Genomic DNA, 10,820 nt, shown 5'->3' on the forward strand with positions numbered 1-10,820 from the left:
ACAGAGGCCCGAATTGTTTCAGTAACGGAGAATTATTACACATCCTCTTGACGGTCAAGCACGGACGCCAGCGCCTGCTCGAATCCGCTGGCCTCGCTGGCCTCGCGGGTCGGGTCCTGCTGCCGTACATCGATGACATGGCCGGTCAGCTCGGAGAGCAGCACGTCCAGCGAGGTCCGGGCCACGGCCTCGGAGGACAGCAGCGAGCCGGCCGGCTCCTGGCCGAACGCCTTGGTGCGCATCGGCGTGGCCGTACGCTCCGGGTTGACGCAATTCACACGGATTCCGTCGGCCGCCCATTCGTCGGAGAGGGCCTGGGTGAGATTCACCATGGCCGCCTTGGTGGACGAGTAAAGGCTGTATTCGGCGCGGCCGCGAGTGTAGCTGGAAGAGGTGTAGAGAAGCAGCTGCCCCTTGGTCTCCGCCAGATACTTGTACGAGGCGCGAGCAATCTGGACAGGTGCCAGGTAATTGACGTTCAGCGCTTCCTGAATGGTCACGTTGTCGGTCTCGGCGAGCTTGCCGATGCGCAGGACGCCCGCGGTGTTGATGACGTAGTCGATACGGCCGCTCTCGGCGTACGCCTTGGAGAGCGCATCGTCCACGTGCTCCGGGTTCTCGACGTGCGTGCCGGTGGTGGAGCGGCCCAGTGCGTAGACCTTCGCGCCGTACTGCTCGGCGAGCGCGGCGATGTCAGCGCCGATGCCGTACGAGCCCCCGAAGACGACCAGGGTCCTGCCTGCCAGCAGCTCGCGGTAGGCGGCCTCGTCGGCCTGGCGCGGGGCCGCGGTGGAGGCCAGCTGGAAGAGCTTGTCGGCGATGAAGACGTCGACCGGCTGAGTGACCTTCATGTTGTACTCGTCGCCCGCGACGACGTAGATCGGCACGTCCGGCAGGTATTTGAGCACGACGCTGCAGTCGTCCGTGGCCTGGAAGTTGGGGTCCCCGGCGGCGATCTCGTACGCCCTGCGGATCGTGGAGAGCTTGAAGGCCTGCGGGGTCTGGCCGCGGCGGAGCCGGGAACGGTCCGGGACGTCGGTGATGAACTCGCCGTCCTCGCCGTGGGTGCGGGTCACGATGATCGTGTCCGCGGAGGGGATGGCGACGTCCACGGCCTGGTAGCGCTCGAGAGCGTCGACACAGTCCGCGATCACTCGCTGTGACAGAAGCGGACGCACCGCGTCATGGAAGAGGACATTGGCGTCCTCACCCTCCGCGAGGTCCTCACCGATGGCCCGGATCGCGCGCTCGGTGGTCTCGTTGCGGGTCGCACCGCCCTCGATCACCTTGGTGACCTTGGTGAGCCCGGCCTTCGCGATGATCTTCTCGACATCGGGCACGAATCCCGGCGCCATCAGCACGATCACGTCATCGATGGCTTCCGCCTGCTCGAAGATCGTCAGCGTGTGCTCGATGACGGCCTTGCCGGCGATCTTCAGCAGCTGCTTGGGGATCGCGAGCCCCACGCGCTGGCCGGTACCACCGGCGAGCACGACTGCTGTGGTGCGGGGCTTGGCTTCCTGCGGCACGGACACAGACGAACCTCTACCTTGCGATGACTGGGGGTCGGTGTGATGGTCGCACTCTCCGTGACGGTCCCGCAAGGCAGGCAACGAGCTCTCCACACCCTGCCGAAACCGGGTGTTCACCCGTCGGCCAGGGGAATTTGAGAGGGCGGAACGGGACGAAGGGGTGACTGATACCACAGAGACGACCTGTGGCTCACAGTTACTTCATTGCTTTGTCGACGACGTTGAGTACAAGTTCGTTTCCGGCACTGAAGAAGATCTTCACCGTTACCTCGTCCCGTGGCCGGGAGCGCAAGCGGTCCACCACAGCGCGCACACGTGCGAGCGGGCGCTTCTTCAGCAGATCCACGGAGGGATACGGATAGACCGTGCCCTTCTCGACCACGTCGTCGAGTACGCGGCCGATCCGGACCGGTGCGGCGCCCGGCGCGTACCGCAGCCAGAGGTCCCAGACGTCGTGGGCGGAGGCCTGGCCCGCGGCGGGTGCGGAGGTCGGGAGGGCGCAGCGGAAGCCGTCGGTGCCCTCGCGGACACCGGGGAACTCCAGCTCGCCGGCCTCCTTACCACGGCGGCGCAGGAGAAGGACCGGATCACGGGTCGGCTGCGCTTCGCCCAGCAAACGCCCGGAAATGGTGATCTGCCGGTCGCTGATGTTGACGTCGCCCGACTCGGCGTGGACCGGGCGTACCCAGGAACGCAGGCAGAGCGTGCCCTGCCGTACATAGGGGACAAGGGTGCGTACGGCTGTGCCGGGCCGGACGCGGGCGGCGGCCCGCATCACTCCGCGCTGGTCGACGGCACGGGTGGCGAGCGGGGTCCGCTCGGCGGCGGACGAGGTCTGCTCGGCGGCGGGCTGCGGCTGATCGGGGTCGTGCTGCCGCTCGGTGTGGCAGGTCCAGATGCCCTCGGCGAAGTCCTCGCCCGCGGGGACGGTGGCGCGGCCGCTTGCGTCGAAGGGGAAGACGCGGTCAGGGACGGCGGCGTTGGGATGCACGCACACGAGGACGGCGTCCCCTGTCCGCTCTCCGAGAAGGGTGACGGTGAGCGCACCGCTGTCTTCGGCGACGCAGTCCACGCGGGGGGTGTCCGGGGCCGAATCCGAATCCGGGAGCGTGTCCGGGTCCACGTCGGAGAGCGAGTCCACGTCGGAGAGCGAGTCCGAGTCCGGCGGTGACCCGGCGCGCACTGCGGGGCCGCCCGCCGAGGTGGTGGCGTGGGCACGGGAGCCCGCGCCGAGGTCCGCGAAGAGCTCCTCGTACCGCTTCGCGACCGGGCCCGGGTCGAAGCGGCGGGCATGCGAACGGGCGGCGGCTCCCATCCGGTGACGCAGCGGCTCGTCGTCGATGAGCCGCAGCAGCGCGGCGGCGACGGCGTCGGTGTCGCCGACGGGGACAAGCAGTCCGTCGACCCCGTCCGCGATGATCTCGCGAGGACCGTAGTCGCAGTCGGTGCTGACGACCGGCAGCCCGCACCGCATGGCCTCGACGAGCGTCATACCGAAGGACTCGTGGCGCGAGGTGGACACGGCTATCGCGCCCTTCGCCCACTCCGGTTCGATCGGCGATCGGGGGCCCATGAGATGGACGCTGTTGTAGAGGCCGAGTGCGTCGATACGCCGGCGGAGACGTTCCTTCTGGTTGCCCCAGCCGCAGATGCGCAGGGTCCACTCCGGGCGTACGGCGACGACCTTGCCGAACGCCTCGATCAGTACGTCGTACTGCTTCTCCGAGGCGAGCCGCCCGGCCGCGACGACGGTCGTCCCACTCAGATCGGAGGGAGCGACCATGGGCTCGGGCACGCTGTTCGGGATGGCCAGCACCTGGGTGTCCGGCAGCGGCATCCGCTCCCGCCACACCGCCGCGTCGCCCTCCGAGACGGTGACGAACGCATCGAGCGCGGCGAGGTGTTCGCGCATCTCCGCGCGCAGCTCGGGCTTGTGGTGATTGTGCGTCATGTGCTCCTGGCCGATGAGCACGGCGCGTTCCGGGGCGAACTGGGCGACGTACGCGACGAGCCCCGGCCTGGTCCCGATGATCACGTCGGCGCCGGAGCCGGCGTAGTGCTCCCGCACCCGCTCGTCGGTGAGCTTGCTGTACTCCGTGAAACGCGCCTCATGGGCCGGGAAGCACTCGGCGGGTCGCAGCGCGAGCGGATGCTTCTGCTCGTTCCCCGGGGAGGACGGCCGGGTGTCGACGAGCGGTACGACCTCGATGCGGGGGTCGATCGCGAAGAGCGGCTCGTCCCGGTGCCGGAAGACGGAGACGATCTCCACCTCATGCCGTCCGGCGAGCTCCTCCGCGAGATTGAGCGTGGTGCGGATGGTGCCGCCGATGCCGTAGATGGTGTGGATGAGGAAGGAGACCTTCATCAACGCTCCGTTCAGTGCCAGCCGGGGCAATGTGCCCTGCCCCCGCGTACAAGACGGTGATCGGGGACGGCAGGTTGTTCCACCTCACGGATCTGAACGGATCGGATTTGTCCCTCACGGGCCACCCTTCCCGGGGCAGGCGAAGTGGGGCGCTGCCCCAGACCGCTCCTCAACCGCCAACGGCACTCCCTACAAATGCCAAAGGGGCTCCATCGGAGCCCCTTTGGCATTTGAGGCCCGTCAGGGCCTGAGGTCTAGAACGGGTCGAAGTCGTCGAACTCGCGCTGTGCCTCGTCGCGTTCCGCCTCGCGGTCCTTGCGGCGCTGGGCCGCGGGGCGCGGGGCTTCGAGGCGGTGGTCCTCGCCGCGGCGGCCGAGCATCTCCGCGCCGGCCATCATCGTGGGCTCCCAGTCGAAGACGACCGCGTTGTCCTCGGGGCCGATCGCAACGCCGTCGCCCGCGCGGGCGCCCGCCTTCATCAACATTTCCTCGACACCGAGGCGGTTGAGGCGGTCCGCCAGGTAGCCGACGGCCTCGTCGTTGTTGAAGTCGGTCTGGCGCACCCAGCGCTCCGGCTTCTCGCCGCGCACGCGGAAGAGGCCGTCCTCCTCCTGCGTGACCGTGAAGCCCGCGTCGTCGACCGCCTTCGGGCGGATGACGATCCGGGTCGCCTCCTCCTTCGGCTTGGCCGCGCGCGCCTTCGCCACGATGTCGGCCAGTGCGAAGGACAGCTCCTTCAGACCGGTACGCGCGACCGCCGACACCTCGAAGACGTGGTAGCCGCGCTCCTCCAGGTCCGGGCGGATCATGTCCGCGAGGTCCTGGCCGTCCGGAATGTCGATCTTGTTGAGGACGACGATCCGGGGACGGTCGTCGAGGCCGCCGTACTGCTTGAGCTCCTCCTCGATGACATCGAGGTCGGAGGCGGGGTCCCGGTCGGACTCCAGCGTCGCCGTGTCCAGCACGTGCACCAGCACCGAGCAGCGCTCGACATGGCGCAGGAACTCCAGGCCGAGGCCGCGGCCCTGGCTGGCGCCCGGGATCAGGCCCGGCACGTCCGCGATCGTGTAGACGGTCGAGCCGGCCGTGACGACGCCCAGGTTCGGTACCAGCGTCGTGAAGGGGTAGTCCGCGATCTTCGGCTTGGCCGCGGACAGCACCGAGATGAGCGAGGACTTGCCCGCGCTCGGGTAGCCGACCAGCGCCACGTCCGCGACGGTCTTCAGCTCCAGGACGATGTCGCCGGCGCGACCGGGCTCGCCGAGCAGCGCGAAGCCCGGCGCCTTGCGGCGGGCCGACGCCAGTGCCGCGTTGCCGAGGCCGCCGCGGCCGCCGTCAGCCGCCACGTACGTCGTGCCCTGCCCGACCAGGTCGGCCAGCACATTGCCCTGCTTGTCGAGGACGACCGTGCCGTCCGGGACGGGCAGCACGAGGTCCTGGCCGTCCTTGCCGGAGCGGTTGCCGCCCTCGCCGGGCTTGCCGTTGGTGGCCTTGCGGTGCGGCGAGTGGTGGTACTCGAGCAGGGTCGTGACCGACTGGTCGACGGTGAGGATGACGTCACCGCCACGACCGCCGTTCCCGCCGTCGGGCCCGCCGAGCGGCTTGAACTTCTCCCGATGCACGGAGGCGCAGCCGTGGCCTCCGTTACCCGCGGCGACATGCAGCTCGACGCGGTCCACGAAGGTGGTCATGGATGTGCCTCCAGAAAATTACGTACGGAAATGTCTCTTCAGTAACACGCGAAAGGCGGACCCGCTTCCCGTACGTCCGTACGAGAAGTGAGGTCCGCCCTCGCGAAGAACTGTTCTACGGGGCCTGGATCAGGCGACCGGAACGACGTTCACGACCTTGCGGCCACGGTGGGTACCGAACTCCACCGCACCGGCCTGCAGCGCGAACAGCGTGTCGTCGCCGCCACGGCCGACGCCGGCGCCCGGGTGGAAGTGCGTGCCGCGCTGACGGACCAGGATCTCACCCGCGTTGACGACCTGACCGCCGAAGCGCTTCACGCCGAGCCGCTGAGCGTTGGAGTCGCGACCGTTCCGGGTGGACGATGCGCCCTTCTTGTGTGCCATCTCTCCTCAGTCCCTTACTTCGCAGCCGTGGGGATCGCCGTGACCTTGATCGCCGTGTACTGCTGGCGGTGGCCCTGACGACGGCGGTAGCCGGTCTTGTTCTTGTAGCGCAGGATGTCGATCTTGGCGCCCTTGTGGTGGTCCACGATCTCGGCCTGGACCTTGATCCCGGCCAGCACCCACGGGTCGCTGGTCACGGCGTCGCCGTCGACAACGAGCAGGGTCGAGAGCTCGACCGTGTCGCCAACCTTGGCAGTGGAAATCTTGTCAACCTCAACGATGTCGCCGACAGCAACCTTGTGCTGGCGACCACCGCTGCGCACGATGGCGTACACGCGGATCTCTCTCTCGCTCGGAACGGGAACCTCTGATGCCAGCCGTCCGCACAGGCCACGGGCCTGCGACTCTCCACACGGGATGAACGGCCTCTCCGGCCGAGCCGGAGGGAGGTGCTCAGAAGCTGGCGCGCATGGAAACACGCCGACGGTCAAGGTTACGGGGCGGGCCGCAGGGGGTCAAACCAGGCCGGGGCCGAACCAAGCAGATCCCTGGTGGAAGCATGCCCCTGGTTGTTGAATGTGCGCTCGTGCCCCTGCGCTCCTTCATCACCATGCCGCGTCTGCTCCGGCACGGCTCCGCCATCGGCGCCGACCTTCCGCCGGACGAGGCGGTTCTCCTCGACGAACGTCCCGCAGCGCTGCGCGCCGCCGTCGCCGCGGCCGTCGCCGGTGACCACGGACCCGCGCGGGAGCTGCTCGCCGCGACCCGGCTCCGCGCCGAGTGGGAACGGCGCAGCCACTACGTCGGCGCGCTCGCCGAGTCCGCGCTGCACAATCCGGGCTGGCTGGACGCCTGGCTCGCCGAGGCGCCGGAGGACCCGGACGCGATGCTGGTCAAGGCCGACCTCTGCATCGACCGGGCCTGGGCGATACGGTCCGCGGCCCGCGCCGAACAGGTGTCGCGCGATCAGTTCCGGGCGTTCTTCGCCCTGCTCGAGGACGCCGTACCGGTGATCGGCGCGGCCGCCGAGCTCAACCCCGACGACCCGGTGCCCTGGCGGATCGCCCTGACCCACGCCATGGGCAGCCAGGCGCCGCGCGATCTCTTCGACGCGTACTGGGCCGAGGCGACGGCCCGCGCCCCGCACCACTACGGCTGCCACGCCGCCGCGCTCCAGTACCTGTGCGCGAAGTGGCACGGCTCGCACGAGGAGATGTTCACCTTCGCCGAGCGGGCCGCCGCAGAGGCTCTGCCGGGCTCGAAGCTGCACGCCCTGCCGCTGGCCGCCGCCATCGAGTACGACGTCGTGGCCGGCGCCGGCGACGACGGGCCGGTGGACCGCTCCCGGATCACGGCCGCGGTGGACCGTGCGCGGGAGCTGTCCTCCTTCTATGAGCCGGGCGACCCGGAGGCAGCCGGATTCCGCAACGAGCTGGCCCTGATGCTGATCCTGACCAAGCGCTTCGAGGAGGCGCTGGACGTCTTCCGGGCGATCGGGGTGCAGGCCCGCTCGTATCCCTGGCGCTACTTCGGAGAACCGCGCCAGGAATTCCTGGACTTCCGCACGGGAGTACGGATGCAGATCGCGAGCCGTACGCCGTTCTTCTCCAGGCCGCCGAAGTCCGTGACGGGCTCGGCGGCCGGAGTCCCCTCCGGAACCGCTGGAACCGCCGGACCCGGTGTGCATCTGCTGGCGATAGCCGCCGCCCTGCCGTCGAAGGTCGCCGAGGCGGCCCTGATGTGCGGGGTGCCGCTGCGCATCGCCCCGGCGGGCGACTCCGCGAGCTTCGTGGCGCTCGCCCCCGACGAGTCACCGGGCAAGCGGGCCGCGCTGATCGGCGGCGGGGACCGGCTGACCGGGGCCGCGGACACCTTCACCACCGGCGAGAAGTGGCCCACGCTGGTGCTGCGCCGGACCGGCGACCGTGCCGGGTTCACCCTGCTCCACAAGGGCAAGGAGATCGCCGCGCACGCCTGGGACCCGGCCGCCCCGGTCGGCGACCACACCACCGCGGCCACCACCGCGAGCGCACTGGCCCGGGTCTACGGCCTCCCCGACCCGCGCCCGCTCACCAGCCTGCTGCGCTCCTCGGACGCCCCCGCCCGCCGTCAGGAGGAGCTCGTCGCCGCCCTCGGCCTCCCGCCGCTCCCGGACGGCTTCGGCGAGCGGCCCGATGTCCTCGAGGGCGTGCCGGGCGCCCGGCTGCTGGAGCGGCGCGGTCTCCTCGCAGGCATGCGGGACACGATGGCGGAGGACCCGGACCGGCTTCTCGCGCCCTCCCCGGGCGAGCGCCCGCCCCCGCGACGGAAGCGCTGGTGGCTGCTGCGGACCCTGGGCGTCCTGTTCTTCGGCTCGGCCGCGATCCACTCCTGGTGGTCCCCGGACATCGGGGTGCTCCGCTCGGTGCTGGTCTCCCTGCTGACCCTGGTCTTCGCAGGACAGCTCGTCCAGGCCCGGCGGGAGCGCCGCCATCGTTGAGACCGGCCCCGTATGCTCACGAACGAAGCCAGACACCGGAAGGCAGAGAAGTGAACTACAGGGTCCAGCCCACCGCCCAGGTCGACGAGACCGCCGAGATCGGCGCCGGCAGCAGTGTGTGGGAGCTCGCCCAGATCCGCGAAGGCGCCCGCCTCGGTGAGGGCTGCGTGATCGGCCGTGGTGCGTATGTCGGTACGGGCGTGCAGATGGGCGACAACTGCAAGCTGCAGAACTACGCGCTGGTCTACGAGCCGGCCGAGCTCGGTGACGGTGTGTTCATCGGTCCTGCCGTGGTCCTCACCAACGACCACAACCCGCGCTCCGTGGACCCCGAGGGCAAGCAGAAGCGCGGCGGCGACTGGGAGGCCGTCGGTGTGAAGATCGCCGACGGTGCCTCGATCGGCGCGCGCTCGGTGTGCGTCGCGCCGGTCCGTATCGGCCGCTGGGCGATGGTCGCCGCGGGCGCGGTCGTCACCAAGGACGTCCCGGACTTCGCCCTCGTCGTCGGCGTTCCCGCCCGGCAGATCGGCTGGGTCGGCCGGTCCGGCGTCCGCCTGACCGAGCGCGAGGGCGAGCCGGGCGTGTGGGAGTGCCCGCAGACCGGCTCCGTGTACGAGGAGAAGGACGGCGTGCTGACGGAACGCGCCGCCTAGGTGTACTGACCTTCAGCACTGTCCGGTCGATCAGACCGACAGGCTCGCCGGGTCACGACCCAAGCCCCGTCCGGGCCTGGGCGTCCGCCGGGAAAGACGCCGGGCGTCGGCTGTGACGGAGCTTTTCCGCCAGGCGTCGGTCACAGCGGGCTCCGGGTGTCAGCCGCGGTGCGCGACGTGTGTCCGCCGCGTCAGCCCCACAGGACGCGGCGGGACGCCACAGAACGCCGCGTCACGCCGCAGTGCGTCAACTCCGTGATGGCCGGGAGGCCGACTCAGTCATCCGATCGAGTCGGCCGTCCCGGTTGCCGCGTGTCCGTCCTGAAATGCCCCCTGGCCCGCCCTAGGATCCCCAGCCATCGTTGGTCTTCCTTGGGGGGCTCAGGCATGGCTGATGGAAGCCGCTCCGCGCTGGATCGCAGACGCTTCATCCACCTCGCGAGCAGCACCGCGCTCGGCACGGCGATCAGCACAGCCATCGGCGCCGCCCTCGTCGGCACGGACGCCAGCACGGCGCTGGCCGCCGACGCCGTCCCGGGCACGCCCGCGGCGCCGGGCCTGCAGGGCAGGCGTGCCGTGGCGCCCCCACTGCCACCTCTTCCGGACCAGCCCGCCGACGGCGTGATCAGCGCGCCCGACCGGCCGGTCCGCCTCCCCCGCATCCGTAGCACCCCTGTCGCCGAGGCCGTACGGGACGACATGCCCACAACGCTGCCGTTCACGTTCCACACCTCCGGCTACACGGCGCTGCCGGACCTGCCGGAACACCTGCGCCCCTGGCGCGACCGGCCCACGAGCTGGGCCAAGATCACCCCGGACACCGAGCACACCTACCTGGACCCCGCCGGCGTGATCATGTACCGCCCGAGCAGAACCGCGGCCGGGTACAACCAGCCGGTCACCCAGATCCAGTTCGCACTCGGCTGCGTCTCCGGGTACCGCACCGAGAAGGACCCCGCCCGCAAGGCGCTCTTCCTCAAGCGCGCGAAGGCCCAGGCGCAGCGCCTGATCGACACCCGGGTGGAGGCACGTGGCGCCTGGTACTTCCCGTACCCGTTCGACTTCACACACCGCTCCCACAGCGGCATCTCCTACCGGGCGCCGTGGTACTCCGGGATGGCGCAGGGCGAGGCGATCAGCCTCTTCATCCAGCTGTCCGAGCTCGACGGTGTGACCGCGGCGGAGCGCAGCCTCTACCGGGCGGCCGCCGACGGCGCGTTCGGCTCCCTGCTGCGCGGTGACGACGGCACTCCGTGGGTGGTGAACCGCGACAGCGCGGGCTATCTGTGGATCCAGGAGTACCCCGTCGCCGCTCCCGGTGCGTCGGACTGCACGTACAACGGCATGATCTTCGCCATGCTCGGGCTCTGGGACTACGTCCAGGCGACGGGCAACGCCCTCGCGGCCCGGCTGTACGACGGCGCGTGCACGACCATGGACCACTGCTTCCCGACGCTGCGCAACCGGCGCTGGGCCTCGTACTACTGCCACACCCACCGGATCCCGACGCCGTCGTACCACCAGCACCACATCAATCTGTACCGGCAGCTGCACTGGCAGACGGGCAACCCCCGCTTCGCCCACATGACCGACCTGCTGACCGACGACTTCCCCTCCGGGTTCCTGCCCGCGGGCTCCCCCGTCGCGTTCGCCGCGGGTGCGCACACCCTGTACCGGTACGACACCGACGCGGACGGCGACTACGTCGCCTCGAAG

8 protein-coding genes are annotated in these 10,820 nt (G+C 70.0%); 3 read left to right on the plus strand and 5 right to left on the minus strand.

Annotated features, from left to right (window positions below; genetic code table 11):
- Window positions 1-35: 35 nt before the first annotated feature.
- The 5 genes from ACZ6ZQ_RS36030 to rplU all read right to left on the minus strand — a co-directional run bounded on the left by ACZ6ZQ_RS36030 (window position 36) and on the right by rplU (window position 6,307).
- A complete protein-coding gene (locus ACZ6ZQ_RS36030) occupies window positions 36-1,535 on the minus strand; it encodes a D-ribitol-5-phosphate cytidylyltransferase (protein ID WP_469772744.1) in 1,500 nt (499 codons plus the stop codon).
- Between the two features lie 193 nt (window positions 1,536-1,728).
- Entirely contained in the window at window positions 1,729-3,897 is a 2,169-nt protein-coding gene (locus tag ACZ6ZQ_RS36035; RefSeq protein WP_469772745.1) for a glycosyltransferase family 4 protein, read from the minus strand.
- A 254-nt stretch (window positions 3,898-4,151) separates the two neighbouring features.
- A complete protein-coding gene (gene obgE / locus ACZ6ZQ_RS36040; RefSeq protein ID WP_469772746.1) occupies window positions 4,152-5,588 on the minus strand; it encodes a GTPase ObgE in 1,437 nt (478 codons plus the stop codon).
- A 129-nt stretch (window positions 5,589-5,717) separates the two neighbouring features.
- Window positions 5,718-5,972 (minus strand): 50S ribosomal protein L27, encoded by a 255-nt coding sequence (gene rpmA, locus ACZ6ZQ_RS36045; RefSeq protein WP_055703572.1) that lies wholly within the window; start codon window positions 5,970-5,972, stop codon window positions 5,718-5,720.
- A gap of 14 nt (window positions 5,973-5,986) precedes the next feature.
- Entirely contained in the window at window positions 5,987-6,307 is a 321-nt protein-coding gene (rplU, locus tag ACZ6ZQ_RS36050) for a 50S ribosomal protein L21 (RefSeq protein ID WP_317432731.1), read from the minus strand.
- A 224-nt stretch (window positions 6,308-6,531) separates the two neighbouring features.
- Here rplU and ACZ6ZQ_RS36055 point away from each other — a divergent pair, with 224 nt between their 5' ends.
- From ACZ6ZQ_RS36055 to ACZ6ZQ_RS36065, 3 genes are all read left to right on the plus strand, one after another.
- Window positions 6,532-8,451 (plus strand): hypothetical protein, encoded by a 1,920-nt coding sequence (locus ACZ6ZQ_RS36055; RefSeq protein WP_469772747.1) that lies wholly within the window; start codon window positions 6,532-6,534, stop codon window positions 8,449-8,451.
- 50 nt (window positions 8,452-8,501) lie between these two features.
- Window positions 8,502-9,104: an acyltransferase gene (locus tag ACZ6ZQ_RS36060; RefSeq protein WP_469772748.1), complete on the plus strand. Its 603-nt coding sequence runs from the start codon at window positions 8,502-8,504 to the stop codon at window positions 9,102-9,104.
- Between the two features lie 387 nt (window positions 9,105-9,491).
- The coding region (locus ACZ6ZQ_RS36065; protein WP_469772749.1) for a D-glucuronyl C5-epimerase family protein at window positions 9,492-10,820 on the plus strand (1,329 nt) is incomplete at its 3' end.

The organism is Streptomyces sp. NPDC053673 (genome assembly GCF_055585225.1).